Source organism: Antarctobacter sediminis (genome assembly GCF_019218285.1).
GTDB classification, from domain to species: Bacteria; Pseudomonadota; Alphaproteobacteria; order Rhodobacterales; family Rhodobacteraceae; genus Antarctobacter; species Antarctobacter sediminis.
On record NZ_JAHUZG010000003.1, the window covers coordinates 432,671 to 455,400 of the forward strand.

The 22,730-nt window shown below is 61.3% G+C and carries 19 protein-coding genes; 13 read left to right on the top strand and 6 right to left on the bottom strand.

All coding sequences use genetic code 11. The annotated features are described in order from the left end of the window. The first annotated feature begins 42 nt into the window (after positions 1–42). Genes KJP30_RS17100 through KJP30_RS17135 form a run of 8 tightly spaced genes read left to right on the top strand, consistent with a single transcriptional unit; the run spans position 43 to position 9,799 of the window. Positions 43–969 (top strand): carbohydrate ABC transporter permease, encoded by a 927-nt coding sequence (locus tag KJP30_RS17100; RefSeq protein ID WP_218450550.1) that lies wholly within the window; start codon positions 43–45, stop codon positions 967–969. A 1-nt stretch (position 970) separates the two neighbouring features. Further along, positions 971–1,819, top strand: coding sequence for a carbohydrate ABC transporter permease (locus KJP30_RS17105; RefSeq protein WP_218450551.1), 849 nt, complete (start codon positions 971–973; stop codon positions 1,817–1,819). Next, a complete protein-coding gene (locus tag KJP30_RS17110; protein ID WP_218450552.1) occupies positions 1,816–3,900 on the top strand; it encodes an alpha-galactosidase in 2,085 nt (694 codons plus the stop codon). Before KJP30_RS17105 ends, KJP30_RS17110 begins: the two co-directional genes overlap by 4 nt. Next, on the top strand, positions 3,897–5,606 hold the full coding sequence (locus tag KJP30_RS17115; RefSeq protein WP_218450553.1) for an IlvD/Edd family dehydratase: 1,710 nt from the start codon (positions 3,897–3,899) through the stop codon (positions 5,604–5,606). The genes KJP30_RS17110 and KJP30_RS17115 overlap by 4 nt, the downstream gene beginning before the upstream one ends. Further along, positions 5,606–6,376: an SDR family NAD(P)-dependent oxidoreductase gene (locus KJP30_RS17120; RefSeq protein ID WP_218450554.1), complete on the top strand. Its 771-nt coding sequence runs from the start codon at positions 5,606–5,608 to the stop codon at positions 6,374–6,376. Before KJP30_RS17115 ends, KJP30_RS17120 begins: the two co-directional genes overlap by 1 nt. Beyond that, a complete protein-coding gene (locus KJP30_RS17125; RefSeq protein WP_218450555.1) occupies positions 6,373–7,281 on the top strand; it encodes a 2-dehydro-3-deoxygalactonokinase in 909 nt (302 codons plus the stop codon). The genes KJP30_RS17120 and KJP30_RS17125 overlap by 4 nt, the downstream gene beginning before the upstream one ends. Next, positions 7,278–7,886 carry a 2-dehydro-3-deoxy-6-phosphogalactonate aldolase gene (locus KJP30_RS17130; protein WP_218450556.1) on the top strand — a complete coding sequence of 203 codons (609 nt, stop codon included), beginning with the start codon at positions 7,278–7,280 and terminating at the stop codon, positions 7,884–7,886. The genes KJP30_RS17125 and KJP30_RS17130 overlap by 4 nt, the downstream gene beginning before the upstream one ends. Further along, positions 7,883–9,799, top strand: coding sequence for a beta-galactosidase (locus KJP30_RS17135; RefSeq protein ID WP_218450557.1), 1,917 nt, complete (start codon positions 7,883–7,885; stop codon positions 9,797–9,799). The genes KJP30_RS17130 and KJP30_RS17135 overlap by 4 nt, the downstream gene beginning before the upstream one ends. A gap of 21 nt (positions 9,800–9,820) precedes the next feature. On the opposite strand, the gene KJP30_RS17140 is transcribed toward KJP30_RS17135, so the two are convergent. From KJP30_RS17140 to KJP30_RS17160, 5 genes are all read right to left on the bottom strand, one after another. Next, positions 9,821–10,813, bottom strand: coding sequence for an endonuclease/exonuclease/phosphatase family protein (locus tag KJP30_RS17140; RefSeq protein WP_246594593.1), 993 nt, complete (start codon positions 10,811–10,813; stop codon positions 9,821–9,823). Continuing rightward, positions 10,813–11,850, bottom strand: coding sequence for an ABC transporter ATP-binding protein (locus KJP30_RS17145; RefSeq protein WP_218450559.1), 1,038 nt, complete (start codon positions 11,848–11,850; stop codon positions 10,813–10,815). The genes KJP30_RS17140 and KJP30_RS17145 overlap by 1 nt, the downstream gene beginning before the upstream one ends. Before the next feature lie 11 nt (positions 11,851–11,861). Next, positions 11,862–12,746, bottom strand: coding sequence for an ABC transporter permease subunit (locus tag KJP30_RS17150; RefSeq protein ID WP_425515723.1), 885 nt, complete (start codon positions 12,744–12,746; stop codon positions 11,862–11,864). 36 nt (positions 12,747–12,782) lie between these two features. After that, positions 12,783–13,664, bottom strand: coding sequence for an ABC transporter permease subunit (locus tag KJP30_RS17155; protein WP_218450561.1), 882 nt, complete (start codon positions 13,662–13,664; stop codon positions 12,783–12,785). A 72-nt stretch (positions 13,665–13,736) separates the two neighbouring features. After that, positions 13,737–15,041, bottom strand: a complete 1,305-nt coding sequence (locus KJP30_RS17160) for an extracellular solute-binding protein (protein WP_218450562.1) — start codon at positions 15,039–15,041, stop codon at positions 13,737–13,739. 158 nt (positions 15,042–15,199) lie between these two features. On the opposite strand from KJP30_RS17160, the gene KJP30_RS17165 reads away from it, so the two are divergent. The 3 genes from KJP30_RS17165 (at position 15,200) to KJP30_RS17175 (ending at position 18,152) form a co-directional block, all read left to right on the top strand. Then, the gene (locus KJP30_RS17165; RefSeq protein WP_218450563.1) at positions 15,200–15,415 is read left to right on the top strand and encodes a hypothetical protein; all 216 of its coding nucleotides are present in this window, start codon (positions 15,200–15,202) and stop codon (positions 15,413–15,415) included. Positions 15,416–15,939: 524 nt separating this feature from the next. Further along, positions 15,940–17,307, top strand: coding sequence for an ammonium transporter family protein (locus KJP30_RS17170; RefSeq protein WP_218450564.1), 1,368 nt, complete (start codon positions 15,940–15,942; stop codon positions 17,305–17,307). A gap of 125 nt (positions 17,308–17,432) precedes the next feature. Continuing rightward, positions 17,433–18,152 (top strand): FadR/GntR family transcriptional regulator, encoded by a 720-nt coding sequence (locus KJP30_RS17175; RefSeq protein ID WP_218450565.1) that lies wholly within the window; start codon positions 17,433–17,435, stop codon positions 18,150–18,152. Positions 18,153–18,156: 4 nt separating this feature from the next. Here the strand turns inward: KJP30_RS17175 and KJP30_RS17180 are convergent, their stop codons facing one another. After that, positions 18,157–19,458 carry an ABC transporter substrate-binding protein gene (locus KJP30_RS17180; RefSeq protein WP_218450963.1) on the bottom strand — a complete coding sequence of 434 codons (1,302 nt, stop codon included), beginning with the start codon at positions 19,456–19,458 and terminating at the stop codon, positions 18,157–18,159. A gap of 166 nt (positions 19,459–19,624) precedes the next feature. Here KJP30_RS17180 and KJP30_RS17185 point away from each other — a divergent pair, with 166 nt between their 5' ends. Both KJP30_RS17185 and KJP30_RS17190 read left to right on the top strand, forming a co-directional pair. Then, positions 19,625–20,974, top strand: a complete 1,350-nt coding sequence (locus tag KJP30_RS17185) for a trimethylamine monooxygenase (protein ID WP_218450566.1) — start codon at positions 19,625–19,627, stop codon at positions 20,972–20,974. 505 nt (positions 20,975–21,479) lie between these two features. Next, a complete protein-coding gene (locus KJP30_RS17190) occupies positions 21,480–22,730 on the top strand; it encodes a sarcosine oxidase subunit beta family protein (RefSeq protein ID WP_218450567.1) in 1,251 nt (416 codons plus the stop codon).

A 22,730-nucleotide genomic window follows, 5' to 3' on the forward strand; every position in this document is an offset into this window, starting at 1 on the left:
GGGCGTTTGCGTGTTCGCGCACGCACCCGAGGAGGAGACCCCATGACCGCCCCGATCGTCCCAGATACCCACCCGCCTGCCACGCGCGGCTGGTGGAAGGAAAACCAGCAACGCGTCGCGCCTTGGCTGTTCCTTGCCCCCGGCATCTTCATGTTCCTTGTCTACGTGGTCATGCCGATTTTCCAGTCGATCAACATCTCTTTCTACGATTGGGATGGCTTGGGCGAAAAATCATGGGTCGGCATGGGCAACTATGTCGAACTGATGGACGACGAGGCCTTTTACACCTCGCTCAAGAACAACGTGATCTGGCTGGTGCTTTATATGCTGGCGATCCCGATGGGGTTGTTCGTGGCGCTGTTCCTGAACCAGACGGTGCGCGGCATCCGCATTTACAAGTCTCTGTTTTTCTTTCCTTTCGTGATCTCGCAGGTTGTTGTGGGTCTGGTCTTTGCGTGGTTCTACGATCCGACCTACGGATTGATGAACATCGTGCTGGGCTGGTTTGGCGTCGAACCCATCGCCGTGCTGGCAAACGAGGATTACGTCACTTACGGTATCATTGCCGCCGGTCTGTGGCCGCAGACCGCCTATTGCATGATCCTGTACCTGACCGGTCTGAACGCCGTGGACCCCGAACAGATCGAGGCCGCGCGGCTGGACAATGCCAAGGGCGCCAAGATGCTGTGGTACGTAATCCTGCCGCAGCTGCGCCCGGCGACCTTCATCGCCATCGTGGTGACGGTGATCGGCGCGCTGCGCTCGTTCGACCTGATTTCCATCATGACCGACGGCGGTCCTTGGGGGTCGTCCCGCGTGCTGGCCTTTTACATGTATGAACAGGCGTTTTCCGAATACGGCTTCCGCATGGGTTATGGCGCGGCCATCGCCGTGGTGCTGTTCCTTATCATGATGGTCTACATCACCGGCTTCCTCTGGAAGATGTACCGCGACGAGAAAGGGCGCTGAGATGTTCCCGACACCGATCCAGAAACGCTCTGCCACCGCGCAGACAGTCTACAAGATCGCCCTGCCCATCGCGCTGATCGTCTGGCTATTGCCGCTGATCGCCGTGGCGCTGACCTCGGTCCGCTCGGCGGGCGACATCACGGCAGGCAACTACTGGGGCTGGCCGACCAGCTTCAACCTGCTGGAAAACTACACCGCCATCTTCAAGCAGACGCCCATCGGGCAGTACATCCTGAACAGTTTCAAGGTGACGATCCCCACGGTCATCGGCGCGGTGGCGATCAGCTGCATGACGGGCTTTGCGCTGGCCGTCTACAAGTTCAAGGGCAACCTCTTGATCTTCTTCATGTTCATTGCGGGTAACTTTGTGCCGTTCCAGATCCTCATGGTGCCGGTGCGCGACCTGACGCTGGATCTGGGCATGTACAATACGTGGTACGGGCTGGCGTTGTTCCACATCGCCTTTCAGGCCGGTTTCTGCACGCTGTTCATGCGCAACTTTATCAAGGCGCTGCCATATGAGTTGATCGAGGCCGCGCGGGTCGAAGGCGTGTCCGAAATCCGCATCTTCTGGTACGTGGTGCTGCCCCTGATGAAACCTGCGCTGGCGGCGCTGTCCGTGCTGATCTTCACCTTTATCTGGAACGATTATTTCTGGGCGACGGTGTTGACGCAGGGCGCAGACAACCAGCCGATCACTGCCGGTCTGTATTCGCTGAACGGTCAGTGGGTCGCCGCCTGGCACCTTGTCTCGGCGGGGTCGATCGTGGCCGCACTGCCGCCAGTGCTGATGTTCTTTCTCATGCAACGGCATTTCATTGCCGGTCTGACCCTTGGAGCCGTGAAATGATCCAAAGCTGGCGGCTGGATGACAGTCGGCAGACGCTGGTCCTCGCCTCCCGAAACGGCCACCTTGCCGAGGTGGTCTATTGGGGCGCGCGTCTGCCGGATGATGAAATCCTTGAGACCCTGACGGCGGCCCATGCCATCGACGTAACCGGTGGGATGCTGGACGCAAACCCCGAGCTGTCGATCTGCCCCGAGGCCACGCGCAGCTTTCCCGGTCAACCGGGGCTGCTGATCCGCCATGCTGACGGGCGTGCCTGCCTGCCAAAGTTCCGCCTTGCCGGGGCCGAGACAGGGAGCCAGACGCTGACCCTGCGCTATGCGGATGAGGCGAGCGGGCTGCGCTATGCCGCGCATTTCGCGATTGATCCCGAAACCCATGTGATCGAGGCTAGCGCCGAGGTCGCAAGCCCGCAGGAGATGCGCCTGCACTGGCTGGCTGCCCCGGTCTTTCCGGCGCCGCAGCTTTGCGACGAGATGATCGACTTTGCCGGACGCTGGTGCGGCGAGTTTCAGGAAAACCGCACGCCATGGTCCGCCGGGATCCGACTGCGCGAAAGCCGCACGGGCCGCACGGGGCATGAACATTTCCCCGCATTGATCCTGCCGGGACGGGGTGCGACCAACACCGCCGGAGAGGTCCATGCCTTCCATTACGGTTGGTCCGGCGGGCACCGGATGGTGGCCGAGGAACTGCCCGACGGCCGGCGGCAGGTCCAGTTCGGCCACGCAAAGGAGACAGAGACCGCCCCCGCCACGCGCTTTGCCTCGGCGACGCTGTTCGCGGTTTTCTCTGAAAGCGGGCTGAATGGCTGTGCCACCGGCTTTCAGCGTCACCTGCGCGACCGGATCGTGCAATTCCCCGATCCCGCCCGCCCACGCCCGGTGCATTACAACTGTTGGGAGGCGGTCTATTTCGATCACACCCTGCCCGAGTTGAAAGAGATCGCCAGCCGCGCTGCCGCCTTGGGTGCCGAACGCTTTGTGCTGGATGATGGCTGGTTCGGAAAACGCGATGACGACACCAGTTCGCTGGGTGACTGGCAGATCGACCGGCGCAAGTACCCAGACGGGCTGACGCCGCTGATCGACCATGTGCACGCCGAGGGTATGACCTTTGGTATCTGGTTCGAACCCGAGATGATCAACGAAGAGTCTGACATCTATCGTGCGCACCCCGATTGGGTGCTGGGCGATGCAGACCAGATCCCCGGCCGACAGCAGATGGTGCTGAACATGGCCCTGCCCGCAGTGCAGGATTACCTCTTTGATTGTATCGGCGCGGTGCTTTCCGAAAACGCCGTGGACTATGTCAAATGGGATCACAACCGCGTTCTGCCACAGCCTGACGCGGCACAGGCCCGGGGCACCTATGCGCTGCTGGACCGACTGCGCGCGGCGCATCCCGGGGTCGAGATCGAAAGCTGTGCCTCGGGCGGCGGGCGGATCGATTTCGGCATCCTGAGCCGCACCCATCGTGTCTGGCTGTCTGACAGCAATGACGCGGTGGAACGGCTGACGATGCAGCACAATGCGGCGCTGTTCCTGCCTTCTGTGGTCACAGGCAGTCACGTGGGGCCGCGCACCTGCCATACATCCGGGCGGATGATCGACATCCGTTTCCGGGCCTGGGTCGCGGCCCAGCGGCACATGGGCTTCGAGATGGACCCCCGCGAGCTGACCGAGGAGGAGACTCAGGTCCTGCGTGACGTCACCACATGGTGGAAGGCAAACCGACAATGGATGGCGGGCGGTGACATCCTGCGGCTGGACAGCGCCGACCCTTCCATTGTGGCCGAACAGCAGATCGCCCGGGACGGCAGCCAGTTCGTCGTCTTCGCGGGCAAACCCGCCACCTCGGCCCAGATCGCGCCACGCCCGCTGCGGCTGACCGGGTTGAAGGCGGACCGTTCCTATCGGATCGAACTGGTGAACCGGGCCGATGCCTCGCACCTGTCGCGCAGCGATCAGGTGATCAAATCGGGCCCACTGGTGCTGTCCGGCGGCTATCTGATGAACCACGGACTGACCCTGCCATGGAGCTTTCCCGAGACCATGTGGGTTGTGAAAGGAGAGCAGCTTTGACCAAGGAACGCCGCAACCGCGGCTGGTATGGTATGATCGACAAGGACGGGTTTGTCCGCCGGTCGTGGATGAAGAACCAAGGCTTTCCGGACCATGTCTTTGACGGGCGCCCGATCATCGGGATCTGCAATACCTGGTCCGAGCTGACACCCTGCAATTCCGGCCTGCGCGAACTGGCCGAGGGCGTCAAACGCGGCGTTTGGGAGGCAGGCGGCTTTCCCGTGGAATTCCCGGTGATGTCGCTGGGCGAAACCCAGATGAAGCCGACCGCGATGCTGTTCCGCAACCTTCTGGCCATGGATGTCGAGGAGTCGATCCGCGCCTATGGCATGGACGGGGTCGTGCTGCTTGGCGGCTGTGACAAGACCACGCCGGGACAGTTGATGGGCGCGGCCTCGGTCGACTTGCCGACCATCGTCGTGTCCTCGGGGCCGATGTTGAACGGCAAATGGAAGGGCCGCGACCTTGGCTCGGGCACGGATGTGCGCAAGTTCGCCACCGCCGTAAAGGCCGGAGAGATGACGCTGGCCGATTTCATGGCCACCGAAAGCGGTATGAGCCGGTCCAAGGGTGTCTGCATGACCATGGGCACCGCATCAACCATGGCCTCGCTGACCGAGGCGCTTGGGATGGCGCTGCCGACCAATGCCGCGCTTCCGGCGGTGGATGCCCGCCGCATGGCGCTTGCCCATATGACCGGCCGCCGGATCGTCGAGATGGTCGAAGAAGACCTCAAACCGTCCGACGTGCTGACCCGCGAAAGTTTCGAGAACGCCATTATCGCCAATGCGGCGGTCGGCGGGTCGACCAACGCGGTGGTGCATCTGCTGGCGCTGGCGGGCCGAGTTGGCGTTGACCTGACCCTCAAGGATTTCGAACTGGGCAGCGAGATCCCCCTGCTGGTCAACTGTATGCCCTCGGGCAAATATCTGATGGAAGACTTCTGCTACGCGGGCGGGATGCCCGCCGTTCTGGCCGAATTGAAACATCTGTTGCGGCCCGCCCGGACGGTGCTGGGCGGAGACCTGTCGGTCTACCACGACGGGGCCGAATGCCATAACCGCGACGTGATCCGCAGCTTTGATACCCCCATGAAACCCGCCGCCGGTCTGCGCGTGCTGCACGGCAACCTTGCGCCGCGGGGGGCCATCGTCAAACCCTCTGCCGCCACCGATGCGCTGCTTGAACATGAGGGCGAAGCCTATGTCTTTGAAACCATCGAAGAGCTGAAAGCGAATATCGACCGCGAGGATCTGCCCGTCACCGCCGACAGCATTCTTGTGCTCAAGGGCTGTGGTCCCAAGGGGTATCCCGGCATGCCCGAAGTGGGCGACATGCCCTTGCCGGCCAAGCTGGTCAAAGAAGGCCTGCGCGACATGGTGCGGATTTCCGATGCGCGCATGTCCGGCACCGCCTTTGGCACCGTGATCCTGCATGTCTCGCCCGAGGCCAGCGATGGCGGGCCTCTGGCGCTGGTGCGCACGGGCGACCGCATTCGCGTTTCGGCCAGCAAGGGCGTTCTGGATCTGCTGGTCCCGGAACAGGAACTGGCCCGCCGGCGCGCTGAATGGACCGCGCCCGAACCTTACTACACCCGCGGTTACGCCAAGATGTATGTCGACCACGTGCTTCAGGCCGATCAGGGGGCCGATCTGGATTTCCTTGTCGGCAAGGACACCCGCCCCGTCACACGAGAGAGCCACTGATGACCGGAACCGCCACTTTCCACGACCTTGACGGCAAAAGCGTCTTTATCACCGGCGGCGGCGCCGGGATCGGTGCGGCGCTGACCGACGGTTTCATGGCGCAAGGCGCGCGCGTCGGATTTGTCCAGCGGTCCGACGCCACGGGCTTTTGCGACGAGATGGAGGCCAAACATGGCGCCCGCCCGCTGTACATGCCCTGCGACATTACCGATCTGGATGCGCTGAAAGCCTGTATTTCCCGCGCGGGCGAGGCGCACGGGCCGGTCACGGCGCTGGTCAACAATGCGGCCAATGACAAACGGCACGCCGCGCTGGATGTGGACCCGTCCTTTTGGGACTGGTCGCAGGCCATCAACCTCAAGGCCTATTTCTTTGCCTGTCAGGCCGTCGTGCCGATGATGCGCGCCGCCGGGGGCGGTTCGGTCGTCAACTTTTCCTCCATCAGCTACATGATGGGCAATGCGGGATATGTCAGCTACACGACCGCCAATTCCGGGATCAACGGCATGACCCGCTCGCTGGCGCGCGAGTTCGGCCCGGATCGCATCCGTTTCAATGCGCTGGCGCCCGGCTGGGTGCTGACCGACAAGCAAAAGGACATGTGGGCCACGCCCGAAGCGCTGGCCGCGCATCTGGACCGCCAGTGTCTCAAGGATCACCTTGAACCGCGCGACATCGTCGATGCCACGCTGTTCCTTGCGTCTGATGCCAGTCGCATGATGACCGGCCAGTCCATGGTCGTGGATGGCGGCGTGGTGGTGACGGGATGAGCCAGCCCTCTCCTGAATGGATCGCCGTCGATTGGGGCACTTCCAACCTGCGGGCCTGGGTGATCGGGTCCGACGGGCAGGTGATCGCCGCACTGTCATCGGACAAGGGCATGGGCACGCTGACCCGCGACGGTTTTGAGCCTGCGCTGCTGGGGCTTTTGTCGCCCTACCTGCCTGCAACCGGCAAACTGCCGGTCATCGCCTGCGGCATGGTCGGCGCGCGTCAGGGCTGGATCGAGGCCCCCTACCTGTCGACCCCGTGTGCCGCACCGGGACTGGAACAGGCCACGCGCCCAAAGGTGCGGGATGCCCGGCTGGATGTTCAGATCCTGCCGGGTGTTCAGCAGGCCAGCCCGCCTGACGTCATGCGGGGCGAGGAAACGCAGATCGCCGGATACCTGCGCGCCACACCCGATTTCGACGGCGTGCTCTGCCTGCCCGGCACCCATACGAAATGGGTGCATATCAGCGCGCGGGAAATCGTCAGCTTCCGCACCTTCATGACCGGAGAGATGTTTGCCTTGTTGTCGACCCAGTCGGTTCTGCGGCATTCGGTCGACAGCCCGGACTGGGACAGGGGTGCCTTTCTGGACGCTGTCAGCGATGCGATGGGCGCGCCGCAACGCTTTGCGTCGCGGCTGTTTTCGCTTCGCGCCGGGTCGCTGCTGGACGGCGTTTCGCCCGCCACAAGCCGCGCACGGCTGTCGGGCCTTCTGTTGGGCTTGGAAATTGCAGGCGCGCGGGACTATTGGCTGGGACGAGAGATCGTGCTGATCGGCGCACCGCGCCTGACGGACCTTTACCGGCAGGCATTGGCCGCACAGGGGGCCGCGGTCCGCGAAACCGATGGCGCCGAAATTGCACTGGCGGGCCTGCGCGCCGCCTTTGAGGAGACGAAATCATGAGCCGAGAAATCATTGCCATCCTGCGCGGAGTGACCCCGGACCAAGTGCTGGGCATCGGTCAGGCGCTGGTCGAGGCCGGGATCGACCGGATTGAGGTTCCGCTGAATTCGCCCGAACCGCTGCGCAGCATCGAAACGCTGGCGAACGGGCTTGCCGGACAGGCGCAGGTGGGGGCCGGCACGGTTCTCAGCCCCGAAGACGTCGATGCCGTTCAGGCGGCGGGCGGCACGCTGATCGTTTCGCCCGATTGCAATCCGGTGGTGATCGAACACAGCAAGGCCAAGGGGCTGATCTCTCTGCCCGGTGTCATGACCCCGACCGAATGTTTCACCGCGCTGCGCTGTGGCGCGGACGGGCTCAAGTTCTTTCCCGGCACGTTGATCGGCCCCGACGGGCTGAAGGCCATCAAGGCTGTCCTGCCCAAGGAGGCCAAGACCTATGCCGTGGGCGGTGCCGAGGCGGGCAATTTCACCGATTGGTTTGCCGTGGGCGTGACCGGGTTCGGCATCGGGTCGGCGCTGTACAAACCCGGGCTGACGGCGGCCGATGTCGCCACGCGCGCCGCCGCTATCGTGGCGGCCTATGACAAGGGCAAGGCCGCATGAAACGGACTCTGGGCACTTGTTACTACCCCGAACACTGGCCGCGTGAGATCTGGGAACAAGACGCCCGCCGCATGGCCGACGCAGGGCTGACCTGGGTCCGGATCGGGGAATTCGCCTGGTCGCGGTTGGAACCACAGCCGGGGCAGTTTCATTTTGACTGGCTGGACGAGGCTATCGAGATCCTCGGGCAAGCCGGGCTGAAGGTGGTGCTGGGCACGCCCACCGCGACGCCGCCACGCTGGATGCTGGACCGGCATCCCGACATGCTGGCCGTCGACGCCGAAGGCCGACCGCGCAAGTTCGGCTCGCGTCGGCATTATTGTTTCAGCCACGAAGGTTACAAGGCAGAATGCGCCGAGATCGTGACCCGGTTGGCCAAGCGCTATGGCCGCAATCCGCACGTGGCCGCATGGCAGACCGACAATGAATACGGCTGTCACGATACCATCCTCTCCTACAGCGATGCTGCCCGCAGCGCCTTTCGCGGCTGGTTGCGCACCCGCTATCCGGGCAGGGGCAACGATGGCGATATCGAGGCGCTGAACACGGCATGGGGCAATGTCTTTTGGTCGATGGACTACGACGGTTTCGACCAGATCGACCTGCCAAATCTCACGGTGACAGAGCCGAACCCGTCACATGTGCTGGATTTCCGCCGTTTCAGTTCGGATCAGGTGGTGGCCTTCAACCGCCTTCAGGTTGAAATCATACGCGCGCATTCCGATGCCCCGATCGCCCACAACTATATGGGCCGGATCACCGATTTCGATCACTACAAGGTCGGTGACGATCTGGAAATCGCCAGTTGGGACAGCTATCCGCTGGGCTTTCTCGAGGACCGGGTCAAGGCCGATGACGCGCATAAACGCGCCTATGCCCGGCAAGGCGATCCCGATTTTCAGGCATTCCACCACGATCTGTATCGCGCCGTCGGCAAGGGGCGCTGGTGGGTGATGGAACAACAGCCCGGCCCGGTAAACTGGGCACCTTACAACCCCGCCCCCCTGCCCGGTATGGTCCGGCTGTGGAGCTGGGAGGCCTTTGCCCACGGGGCCGAGGCGGTTTGTTATTTTCGTTGGCGTCAGGCGCCGATGGCGCAGGAACAGATGCACGCGGGCTTGCTACGCCCGGACAGCGTGGCCGCGCCCGGTCTGACCGAGGCGATACAAGTCGCGCAAGAGATCGCAGAGGCCCCGGATGTGGCCATTGGACAGGCCGAATTGGCGCTGATCTTCGACTATGAGTCCGAATGGGCATGGTCGATCCAGCCGCACGGGCTGGGCCTGAGCTATTTCGACCTTGTCTTTGACACCTATCGCGCGCTGCGCCGCGCGGGTTTGTCCATCGACATCCTGCACCCGGATGCGGATCTGGATGGTTATGCGATGATCGTGGCGCCCGGCATGATGTATATGCCAGATGCGTTGAAACAGGCGTTGCGCGACAGCGGTGTTCCATGCGTTCTGGGCCCGCGCAGCGGGGCCCGGGACGCCACCATGCGCACGCCGGTGCCTTTGCCGCCCAATCTGCCCGGCTGGGACCTGACCGTCAGCCATGTGGAAAGCCTGCGGCCCGACATGCCGCTGCCCCTGCAATCGGGCGGCGCGCTGACCTCTTACCGCGACCATGTCGAAGGCGCGTTCGATGTTGTCGAACACCTGAAGGACGGCGGCCCCGCCGTCATCCGGCAAGGGCCGATGAACTATGTTTGCGGTTGGCTGGATGATACCGCGCTGTCCCGCGTACTGTGCAATCTGGCCACCGAAGCAGGTCTCAACCCGCGCGACTTGCCCGAGGGCGTCCGCACGCGGTCAACCGGGGCCGAGCGTTTCTGGTTCAATCACTCGACCGAACCGCGTGAGGTCGAGGGGCTGGTCCTGCAACCCTTGTCTGTGATGCGCGTCCCTGGTTGAGGGCGCGCACCTGTGCCGGCCTTAGCGCCGGCACCTGCACCAGACCGCATCGTGATCCGATAGCGGGCGGTCATTTGCGTCCAGCGACGGGATCACCGCCTTGTCCAGCCCGGTCAGGCCTCGGGCGCAGAACCAGTCCAGTTTCATCTGGCGCGCGGGATGCAAGGTGATCAGACTGGGCCGTGTCGTCATGCCCTCGGCGGTCATTGACCAGTCATAGCCCCGCGCCTCTGCTGCCGCGAACAGCGTTTCGCTGCGCCAGTCGTAGTCCGGCGGGACATGGTTGCCGGTGTTCAGATCGCCGCCGATCAGCACTGGCATGTCCGGGGCAAATTCGTCCACAGCATCCATCAGCCGGGTGAACTGGGTTTCGCGGTGCGCGGGGTCAGAGTTGCTTTCCAGATGGGTCGAAACCACGCAAAGCGGCCCCGCCTCGGTGGGGACAACGGCCGCCATGGCATTGCGCCCGCCAAGGCGCGGCTGTCCGGGATCGGCACCATTGTCCGGCGTGAACCAATGGCCGTGATCGTCCAGCCGGATCATCGTGACCTTGTCGAAGGGCACCTTGGACAAGATCGCATTGCCGTGCCATCCGCGCGCGTTGAAATCATCCTCGCAAAAGGGACGTTCCGTCGGCCCGCCAAGGTCCATCTCGAAAAATTCGACCCCGTAGGCATAGGTCATGCCCAACTCGGCCGCCATCTCTTCGGTCGGGTGCCGCTGTTTGGTGCGGGCCATGCCGTGATCCATTTCGGACAACAGCACGATCTGCGGCGTGCGCGGAGCGATATGTGCCGCGCTGTCCTTGGGAAACAGGCAGCGTTCGAGGTTCCAGGCGACAACAGAGATTTCGGCGGGCAAGACCTGCGCCGATGCCGTGCCCCCGGTCTGCACGGCATTCATCGCGGGCGTGGCGGCCAACAGGTCGCGGTGGGCCTCGGCGGTACGCGGGGCGGCAAGGAGCGCGGCACGTTCGGTCTCGGTGACCAGCGGCAGTTCGGACAGCACCTGCATCACAGGCGCATCCCGGTTTCGGCGTGGAACAGCGACACGGCACCGGGTTTGATCGCCAGATCCAGCATACCGGGCGCGGCTTCCATATCCTTGCCGACATGAACGGTGATCTGTTCGGACCCGATGGTCCCGTGCAGCAGACGGTTCGCGCCCAGTTCCTCGATGATATTGACCTCCATCGACAATGGGCCGGCGGGATCGGGCAGGAAATCCTCGGGGCGGATACCGGCGGTGACGGGGCCGCTGTGGGCGGCCTCGGCCAGCCGCTGACCTTCCATAAAGACCGCTCCGTCGCGCGCTTCGGCACTCAGCAGGTTCATCGGCGGAGCGCCCATGAAAGAGGCTACGAAGGTTGTCGCCGGGTGGTGATAAACCTCATGCGGGGTGCCGATCTGTTCGACGCGGCCCGCGTTCATCACGATGATCCGGTCGGCCATGGTCATGGCTTCGACCTGATCGTGGGTCACATAAACCGAGGTCACGCCCAGACGGCGTTGCAGGGCCTTGATCTCGATCCGCATCTGGTTGCGCAGCTTGGCATCGAGGTTCGACAGAGGTTCGTCGAACAGGAACAACGAAGGGTCGCGCACGATGGCGCGGCCCATGGCCACCCGCTGACGCTGACCGCCAGACAACTGGCTGGGCTTGCGATCAAGATAGTCGCCAAGGTTCAGCAGCTTGGCTGCCTCGGCAACCTTGGTGTCTATCACGTCATTGGGCGTTTTGCGGTTCTTCAGACCGTAGGCGATATTTTTGCGCACGGTCATATGCGGGTACAGCGCGTAGTTCTGGAACACCATCGCGATGTCGCGATGGGCCGGATCCACGTCGTTGACCATGCGGTTGCCGATATGCAACTCGCCTTCGGTGATCTCTTCCAGCCCCGCGATCATGCGCAAAAGCGTGGACTTGCCGCAACCGGACGGACCGACGAGGACGACGAACTCGCCCTCGTCGATGGCAAAGCTGGTGGGAACCAGAGCCTCGAACCCGTTGGGGTAAACCTTGCGGATGTTGTTCAGGGTGACATGCGCCATGGCTGTTGTCCTTACTTGTCGGATTCCGTCAGGCCCTTGACGAACCAACTCTGGAAGAAAATGACGACGAAGACCGGCGGGATGATGGCGATGATCGCCAACACGTTGGCCCGGCCATATTCGGGGATGCGGTTGCCTTCCATCACCTGCGTGATCTGCTTGATCCCGCGGACGAGGGTGAACATGTCTTCCTCGGTGGTGATCATGGTCGGCCAGAGATACTGGTTCCAACCATAGACGAACATGATGATGAACATCGCGGCGATCATCGTGCGCGACAGCGGCACCAGAATGTCGATGAAGAACTTGATCGGCCCTGCCCCGTCGATGCGGGCGGCTTCGACCAGTTCCTCGGGCACCGAACGGAAATACTGGCGAAAGAAGAAGGTCGCCGTGGCCGAGGCGATCAGCGGGATGATGAGGCCCTGAAAGCTGTTCAGCATTCCCAGTTTCTGCACCACCTCGTAGGACGGCAGGATGCGCACCTCCAGCGGCAAAAGCAGCGTGGTGAAAATGATCCAGAAGGCCAGCGTGGCGAAACGCAGGCGGAAATAGACAATCGCGTAGGCGGCCATCATCCCGATCACGATCTTGCCGACGGCAAAGCCGATGCCAAGGATGAACGAGTTCAACAGCATGCGACTGCCGGTGTTCTGGCCGGAAAAGCCCGAGGCTTCGAACATCGCCTTGTTGAAATTGTCGTCGAACTGATCACCGATGTTGAACGTCGGGCCTGTCTTGATGACTTCGACATCCGGCATTGTGGTGATCTGAAGCACCATCAGCAGCGGCACCATCATGAAAGCGGCGCCGAGGATCAGGATAGCGTGATCCGCGATCGTGGCGCCACTGATGCGGCGGCGGCGGCGCTTGGGGGTGCTGGCGGCAATGGCCATGGCGGCGGCGTTGGCTTCGCTCATTGTCCCACCTCCTCAGGTATAGTGGATGCGGCGTTCGACCAGCCGGAACTGGAAGATCGTCAGCGCAAGAACAAGGATCATCAGGACGACAGACTGCGCCGAGGATCCGCCCAGATCATTGCCGCGGAACCCGTCGACATAGACCTTGTAGACCAGCGTCATCGGGTTGTTGCCCGGCTCGCCCTTTACCAGCGTGTCGATCACGCCGAAGGTATCGAACAGCGCGTAGGTGATGTTGATGATCAAAAGGAAAAACCCGGTGGGCGCGAGCAGCGGAAAGGTCACTTGCCAGAACCGCCCCGCAGCCGAGGCATTGTCGATCAACGCCGCCTCACGCACGGATTTCGGGATGGATTGCAGGCCCGACAGGAAAAAGATGAAGTTCACCGGCACCTGTTTCCAGACCGACACCAGCACCATGGCAAAGGCCGTGTCGTTGTAGTTCACACCCAGCAGGAAATCATGCCCAAGGCTTTGCGACAGCCGTGTCAGCGGGCCCCAGCTTTGGTTGAACATCATCACCCCGATAAAACCCGCGACGGGGGGCGCAACGGCATAGACCCACATGATGAGCGTGCGATAACTGCGCGCGCCCCGGATCACCTTGTCAGCCTTGACCGCCAGCAAAAGCGCAAGCGCCAGGGAAAAGAAGGTGACCAGCACCGTAAAGACCAGCGTGAACCACGCGATCCGCCGGTATTCTGCGTTCCCCGCGAGGTCGGTGTAGTTCTCGACCCCTACAAAGGTCGACCCGAAGCCAAAGGGATCCTGAAGGTAGAACGAGGAATGCAGCGCATGCGCCGCAGGCCAGTAAAAGAAGACAGCGATGATGGTGAGCTGCGGCAATAGCAGCAGGATCGGCAGCCATCTGGTGGCAAAACCCGCGCGTTTCATGAAGGTCCGTCCCGGTCAAAGGCGGAACGGCCACGTTTTCACGCGGCCGCCCCGGTCATGGATGAAAGGGTCTTAGCCCTGGGTCTTGGCGAAGCGTTCCAGCAGCTTGTTGGCTTCGTCTTCGATGCGCTCGAACGCTTCTTCGACGGTGGCTTCGCCGGTCAGGATGCGGCCGTATTCACGGTTCATCACGTCGCGGATCTGAACGTAGAAGCCCATGCGGTAGCCGCGGGTATTGTCACCGGCCGGCAGCGACAGCTGCTGGATGCCGACTTCGGCGGCGGGCATCGCGTCATAGTGACCTTCTGCCTTTGCCAGTTCATAGGCGGCGGTGGTGATCGGAACGTAGCCGGTTTCCTTGTGCCAGAAGAACTGGGTTTCCGGCTTGGTCAGGAATTCAAAGAACTTGGCGGTGGCTGCATTGGCTTCAGCCGACTTGCCTGCCATGGCGAACAGCGATGCGCCGCCGATAAAGGTCTGCTTGGGCTCGGTGGTCACCGCTTCCCAGTACGGCAGGTAGGTGGCCGAGAATTCAAACGGCAGGCCCTTTTTCGAAAGACCACCGAAGGAACCCGAGGACCCCAGCCAGATTGCGACCTTGCCTTCTTCGAACGGCGTCTGGTTGTCGCCCCAGCCGGTGCCGAACCACTCAAAGTAGCCCTGCTCCTGCCATTCGGTCACGGCGGTGAAATGGGCTTTGATGGCGTCGTTGTTCACCAGGATCTTGGTGCCGTCTGCGCCGTCATAGCCGTTGTTGTTGGTCGCGAACGGCAGGTTGTGACGCGACATGAAGTTCTCGGTGAAGATCCACGGCAGGTGCGACTGGGCCAGCGCGGTGTAACCGGCGGCCTTCAGCGCGGGCGCGGTCACGTCCTGGAACTCTTCCCAGGTCTTCGGGGGGGTCACGCCAGCCGCTTCCAGAGCGTCGACATTGTAGTACATGATCGGCGAGGACGAGTTGAACGGCATGCCGATCATCTTGCCTTCGCTGTCAGCGTAGAAGTAACGCACACCCGAGATGTAGTCGTTGATGTCGAAATCAACGCCGTTGTTCGACAGCAGGTCCTGAACCGGGACGGTTGCGCCCTTGGCACCGATCACGGTGGCGGCACCAGCGTCGAACACTTGCAGGATGTCGGGCTGTTCGCCAGCGCGGAAGGCGGCGATGCCTGCGGTCAGGGTTTCTTCGTAGGTGCCTTTGAAGACCGGGGTCAGAACGACCTCGTCCTGGCTCGCGTTGAAGTCTTTGGCGATCTGGTTGACGGTTTCACCAAGCGCACCGCCCATGGCGTGCCAAAGGGTGATTTCGGTTTCGGCGTAGGCGGCGCCGGCGAGCGCAACGCTTGCGGCGATCGAGGTCAGGGTAAGGCGAGACATAAGATGCTCCGGTAGGTCCTTGTTTCCGTGGGTCACGAAACAGCTAAAAGGCCCGTCAGGATGAGCCTTCGCTGGACACCCCGACGGGGCATCCGTGACCGACCCGGCTTCCCTAGAAACTTGTTGAGACGGAAAAGTGTAACTTTTGTAAGAGTTTGATGAACGGACGCAACGGAAGCGATCCTGCCCGCCTTGTTGCTGGACGCCAGCCCAAGACCGATTTCAGCCCGTCCGGGCCAAGGGCATGCCAAATGGTCTGCCGCGAAAAAAACGATTCTGAATTGGTACTGACTTGGGAAATTGGTGCCCGGCAACGCGCGCCATTCTTCGCGCGGAAAGCCAAGGGCGTTGAATATACTCTTGTTTCCAAATGATTTTACAAGGACCGCTGTCAGGCTGCTTTTGCCGATGCTTTGGTCCTTCGCGGCGCGGCCCCCTGTATTCTGACCGGATTGCCCGAGCTTCCGTGGTGCCGTGACACGTCAAGATTCGACAATATTGGTCAGCGATCCAGACCATATGCGCGCCTCATTGGCCAGATTGTGTCACCTGACGCCTGACTCAAGGCAAATTTTTTCCGTGAACGGGTCCATCTGCCTCTGTTGTGGTCATGTTTTCTTAGTCCATTGGAATTCAACCTCTTTCCGCTGAGGTTAGACACGGAGACCGCCAGTGAACGCGCAAATTTCGCCCAAACGGGGCAAAAATGTTTCCCTTCGGTGAAGGTAATGTTTGATAAGTGACATTTTTTTTGCATCATGACGAGAGTGCCACTCAGCCCAATGGGTCTGAATTGGTCTGAAACACGCTGCCATTGGTCTTCTGACAAGGCGGATGGTGCCAGCAAGAACAGCCGGGACAAAAACCCGGCGCATGATAGAGAACCAAGAGGGAAGTTATGGACCTAAGTACCATCCACGCCGAACAGGTGACGCTGAATTCACTTGTTCAGAACCTGCTATATGGATCGGGCACCGTTGGCGCGATCCTCGTTGTCGTCGGCTTGCTGATGATCGACGCGGGCACCGCGCGCCGCAAGAGCCTGTTCAACTCGACAATCGAGAAGACGCTGGGCTTTTTCCTCGGCTTCGCGACCTACTATTTCATCGGCTTCGGCTTTTGGGCGGCGCAGTATTACATCATGGAAGGCGCAACCATGATGGACAGCGTCAAGGACTGGTGGCTGGGTGGCGGCCTGACCAATGTTCACGCCCACGCGTTGGATCCCGCGGTTTTCCCCGGTCTGAACACCTTCCAGATCTTTATCTTCTTCCTCGCGGTCTTTGCGGGCATCATCAACATCCTGTTCCACTTCTCGGTCTCGGAGCGGATGAAACCAGCGGCCTATTATATCGTCTGCGTGGTCGCGGCGGTCGTGTCCTCGATCCTCAGCTGGGCCACATGGGGCTCGGTCGGGCCGCTGACCAACGCGGGTTTCCATGACTTCTTTGGCGTGGGCTTTGTCTATATGTTCCCGGCGGGCATGGCGCTGGTCTTTACCCCGATGCTGGGCAAGCGCCCCGGCATGATGGAACCGCACGCCCGCGTGTCGGCCTACCTTGCGCCCAGCATCGGCCTTTGTGCGCCGGGCCTGTTGATGATCTTTGCCGGCCTGCCGATGGTCATCCTGTCCTGCCTGTTCTTCTTTGATCCCGAGGCACTGGCCGTCAGCGTCACCATGGCGGAAACCAGCGTCGGCGTCGCGTTGAACAACTACGCGCTTGTCTGGGCGGGTGGTGCGATCACCGGCCTGATCCTTGCCTACAAGTCGGGCAACTATGCCTACACGCTGTTGGGTCCGCTTGCCGGTTACGTCGCGGGCGCTTCGGGCTTTGACGTCTACATGCCCTGGCAGGCCTTTATCCTTGGCCTAGTTGCACCTTTTGCGTCCTACATTGTCTATGAATTCACGCTTAAGCGCGGCATCGACGAGCATAAGCTCTTTCCGCTGTTCATCGGCGCAGGCATCACCGGCATGGTTGCGCTTGGCATCTTCAAGGCGGGTACGCCGCGCGGTGGCTATCTTGGCATCGAAGAAGGTGCCTATGCGTTCCAGCACGGTGAGATCTCGCTGATCATGCAGCTGGCCGGGGTTGTGACCTGCCTTGGCACCGGTGTCGTGACCGCGCTGATCCTGTCGGTGATCCTCAAGGCCACTGTTGGCCTGCGGGTGGATGATGACGACCAGATCGACGGTCTGGACAAGTACTATTGGGATCTCGAACCCGATGTCGTCACCCACGCGGACAACGTGCCGCGCAGCTAAACCTGTGACCCAAAGGAAAGGCCCCGGCAGTCACGCCGGGGCCTTTTCATTTTCTTGTCGCTTGAGGTCCAGCAAGCCAATGGAATATCATGGGAAACGCCCTGCCCTTGCCCGGAAAGCCGAAAATGACCCAGACCAGACGCGCCGACCTGTCGCCCGACCAGAGCATCGGAGAGACCGTGCGCATCGTCGTGGACAAGCTTTTCGTGCGTATCCAGTCGGGGGAATATCCGCCAGACTCGCGCCTGCCCAGCGAACGCGCGCTTGCCGCCGAACTGGGCGTGTCGCGGAATACCGTGCGCGAGGCGCTCGACGTGCTGGAAGGCCGTGACATGGTGCGTCGCAGGCAAGGCAGCGGCAGTTTCGTGACCTACCAATCCTACCGATATGAGGCCCCCGTGCCGGGATCGGTCGGAGAACGGACCAGCCCGCTGGACCACCTGATCGTCCGATCGATCATCGAACCGGAAATGACCCGGCTGGCGGTGATGAACATGACGCCGAAAGACCTGGAAGGTCTGGCACAGGTCGTCGCCCAGATCGAGGCCGTGCGTACCGATCTCAACGAGTTCATCCGCTGTGAGGAAGAATTCTATCGTGCCATCGCGAGGGCAACGCGGAACCCGCTGCTCGAAGCCTGTTACGAACTGACGATCGAAGTTTGCCGCCAAAGCTTTCGCACCGCCCTGATGCGCAAACACCTGACGCCCGGCCGCATCCAAAGCTACCAGACGCGGTTCAATTCGCTGTTCAATGCCATTGCCACCCGCGATGTCGAGGCCGCGGTCGAGATCACCAAACTGCACCTTGTCGAGGAACAAAAGCTGTTCCTGCACGACGGCTGAGGCGTCAGTCCACCGCGTCGCGGGTCAAGAGACCCGTGGTTAGCGCGCCGGTTTCAACCCTCTGCTGCCATAGCTGCCCAAGCGCGCGCATGTGATCGCGCAGCAATTCTTCGTGTTTTTCCAACCAGTCAGGAACCGAGCGGAATTCGGCAATCCGGGCCTTGCCCGACTGGATTCGCACCACGGGCCAATCTCCGATCAGCGCGTTGTCGATGCCAAAGACATGTTCCCCCCACCAGCGCGCCGGACCAAAGGCGTGAGTCACCGGTTCCATCTGTTTCATCGTCGTCAGCACCGACACCGGGTGGACCGAGGCGACCTTTTCCACTGCTGCGTGCCAGATTTCCAGAATGGCGACATATTCCCAGCTCACCGCGCTCCATGATCCGGGGTAGCGCGCATTATATTCCTTGAAGAACTCACTGGGACGATTGAAGAAAAACGCCTTGCGCGCCAGTTTCGGATCGTCGAAATCCGGGAACTGGAACAGCGTGCCTTCCATGAACTCGGGCGAGGTGCGTTCGACCACGCGCTGATAGTTGTCAAAGGTGCAGGACATGATCCGGCCCTTGAACCCCTTTTGGTGCGCATATTCCGTCATCGCGTGAACCATCGGCGTATAGCTGGTGCACCAGCAAAGAACATCCGGCTCCGCATCCAGCATCGGCTGCACGATCGAGGCCACGTCCGTTTGCTCGGGATCGTACTGGATGTCCTTGACCACGGGCAGATCCGCAACTTCGCAAGCTGCGCGATAGGTGGCGGTGGATGGCAGGCCAAGCGCATCTTTCTGGCTGCACATGGCGATCCGTCGGCGTTCCGGTTCGTTTTCGGCCAGCCAGTCTACGCCGGTCACGTTGAAGACCGGATGCACTTCGGATGGGGCGATCAGATAGCGGGTATCGGGCGACAGGTCGCTGGGCAGCAGGGTCGAGGTCAGCACCCGGTGCTGGTTCAGAAAGCTGCGCAACGGGGTAAAGGTATCGCCGCCCAGCATCATCAGCAGTTTGACCTGCTCTGTCAGCACGAGGTGCCGGGCCCCTTCCATCGCGCGTTCTGGATCATAGCCGCAATCGAAGGGGATGATTCTCAGCGGATAGCGCCGCCCGCCGATCAGAATGCCACCGGCCCGGTTCAGCCAGTCGGCCCATAGCTGGACCCCGTTCAGCCCCGGCAGGCCCCAGGAACTGACCGGACCACTGAGCGGTGCAAGGAATCCGATGTTGACCGGATCGCTCATCCCGACGCGATCGTTGGGAAACAGCGAAGAAACAGCGATGCGATGTGCGAAACTGGAGCTGAGCATACCAATTGCTACCATTCGCGCGCCCTTTTTCAAGTCACCATCGTCTTTATCTGCGGGGAAATTTGTTCCCTGTGATGAAAAATCGTTGACAAGGCGGGGACTCAAAGGTGAGATTTGGTTCAACCAATAAGAACCAATTGGAATCCACCTGACAAGGGAGACAGACATGAGCAAGAAACGCGTCGCGATCATCGGGGCTGGACCGTCCGGGCTGGCCCAGCTGCGCGCCTTCCAATCCGCCGCCGCCAAGGGCGAGGAAATCCCCGAGATCGTCTGCTTTGAAAAGCAGGACAACTGGGGCGGGCTGTGGAACTACACATGGCGCACCGGTCTGGATGAAAATGGCGAACCCGTGCATTGCTCGATGTACCGTTACCTCTGGTCCAACGGCCCCAAGGAAGGTCTGGAATTCGCCGACTATTCCTTTGAAGAGCATTTCGGCAAACAGATCGCTTCGTATCCGCCCCGCGCTGTGCTGTTCGATTACATCGAAGGCCGCGTGAAAAAGGCCAATGTCCGCGACTGGATCCGCTTTAACACTGCCGTGCGCTGGATCAACTTTGACGATGCCAGCGGCAAGTTCACGGTGACCGTGCATGACCACGACAAGGATCACGTCTATTCCGAAGACTTTGATCACGTGATCTGTGCTTCGGGCCACTTCTCGACCCCGAACGTGCCCTATTACGAAGGCTTCGAGGCCTTCAACGGGCGCCTCGTGCATGCGCATGACTTCCGCGATGCGCGCGAATTCTCGGGCAAGGACATCCTTGTCGTCGGTTCGTCCTACTCTGCCGAAGACATCGGATCGCAGTGCTGGAAATACGGGGCCAAGACGATCACGTCCTGCTATCGCAGCGCGCCCATGGGCTTCAAATGGCCGGACAACTGGGAAGAAAAGCCCGCGATGCAAAAGGTCGACGGCAACACCGTCTACTTCTCGGACGGCACCACCAAGGACGTGGATGCCATCATCCTGTGCACCGGCTACAAGCACTTCTTCAACTTCCTGCCGGACGACCTGCGCCTGAAGACTGCCAACCGACTGGCCAGCGCGGACCTCTACAAGGGGGTGGTCTATGCCCACAACCCGCAGATGTTCTACCTTGGCATGCAGGACCAGTGGTTCACCTTCAACATGTTCGACGCGCAGGCCTGGTGGGTCCGCGATGCGATCATGGGCAAGATCGACATTTCCGGCGTCACCAAGGACCAGATGCTGGCGGATGTGAAAGAACGCGAAGAGCGCGAAGAAGCCAGCGATGACGTGAAATACGCGATCCGTTATCAGGCCGACTATATCGAAGAGCTGGTTGCCGAAACGGACTATCCCAGCTTTGACATCGATGGCGCCTGCCAAGCCTTCTACGAATGGAAAAAGCACAAGGCCGAAGACATCATGGCCTTCCGCAACAACAGCTACAAGTCCGTGATGACCGGCACCATGGCACCCGTTCACCACACCCCGTGGAAAGATGCGCTGGACGACAGCATGGAGGCCTATCTGCGGAACTGATCCAGATGGTTGCCCGGGGCCGAGCGAACAGGCGTCCCGGGCCTCCTATCCTGTGGCATGCGCATTTTCTCACTCCCCGCGTTATGTGCTGCCACAGGACCCAACCCCGGCTCTGCCTGTCTTTCAGGCAGAAAGGGGTCTGAAACATCCCCCTCCCCGGCCCGAAGAACTGTCCCCTTCACGGTCCGGTTTGGCCCCTGTCTGAATGGCAGGGGCTTTTTTCATGCGTGGGTCCAAGTGTCGGCGCCGCCAAATACTTATATTAAAAGCAGTATCTTAGAGCGACCCCAAGGGCGCGCCTTGGAGGTCTTGCGGCCAAAAAATTCACTTTGGGAATTTTAGTTTCCCTAGAGGGCGTCCCTGTGTCGGGTTTCGAACCATGCCAACGGCACTTCACGAATATCCGGATTTTCGCAAAATGTCCGATCTGTGCCCGTTTCGGTCTGAATAGGACGGCGACTCGGACCAGCCTTTGGCCGAAGATGAAACAAAGGAGTCCGAATCTATGCACTACTCAGGGTTCAAGGTCATCAAGGAAGCGCTCACCGGCCATCGCGGCTGGGGTCCGGCATGGCGCGATGCCACACCGAAAGCGCAATATGACTATGTCATCATCGGCGGCGGCGGTCATGGACTGGCCACAGCCTACTATCTCGCCAAGGAATTCAAGCAGGCGCGTATCGCGGTGCTGGAAAAGGGCTGGATCGGTGGCGGCAACGTCGGCCGCAACACCACGATCATCCGCTCGAACTACCTGTTGGACGGCAACGAACCCTTCTACGAGTTCTCGTTGCAACTGTGGGAAGGACTGGAGCAGGAACTGAACTACAACGCGATGGTCAGCCAGCGCGGTATCCTCAACCTGATCCACACTGACGCACAGCGCGATGCCTTTATCCGTCGCGGCAACGCGATGATCCTGAACGGCGCCGATGCCGAACTGTTGACCACCCAGCAGATCGTGGCGCGCTATCCGTTCCTGAACGTCGACAACGCCCGCTTCCCGATCAAGGGCGGACTGGCCCAGCATCGCGGCGGCACCGTGCGCCACGATGCCGTGGCTTGGGGCTATGCGCGCGCCGCCGACAAGCACGGCGTCGACATCATCCAGAATTGCGAGGTCACAGGTTTCCGGATCGAAAATGGCACCTGTACCGGTGTCGAAACCTCGCGCGGATTCATCGGGGCAGGCAAGGTCGCGGCCTGTGTTGCGGGGTCGTCCTCGCGCCTGATGGAGAAGGCAGGCATGCGGCTTCCGATTGAAAGCCATGTCCTGCAAGCGTTCGTGTCCGAAGGTCTGAAGCCGCTACTCCCCGGCGTCATCACCTTCGGCGCGGGCCATTTCTATTGCAGCCAGTCCGACAAGGGCGGCCTTGTCTTTGGCGGCGACATCGACGGCTACAACTCTTACGCACAGCGCGGCAACCTGCCCGTGGTCGAGGACGTCTGCGAAGGCGGCATGGCGATCTTCCCCAACCTTGGCCGCGCGCGACTGCTGCGTATGTGGGGCGGAATCATGGACATGTCGATGGACGGCTCTCCGATCATCGACCGCACCCATATCGACGGGCTCTATTTCAATGGCGGCTGGTGTTACGGCGGCTTCAAGGCCACGCCTGCCTCGGGCTTTGCCTATGCGCATCTGCTGGCCACCGACACACCGCACAAGACCGCAACCGCCTATCGCCTTGATCGTTTCGCCACCGGGCACATGATCGACGAAAAGGGCATGGGCAACCAGCCCAACCTGCATTGA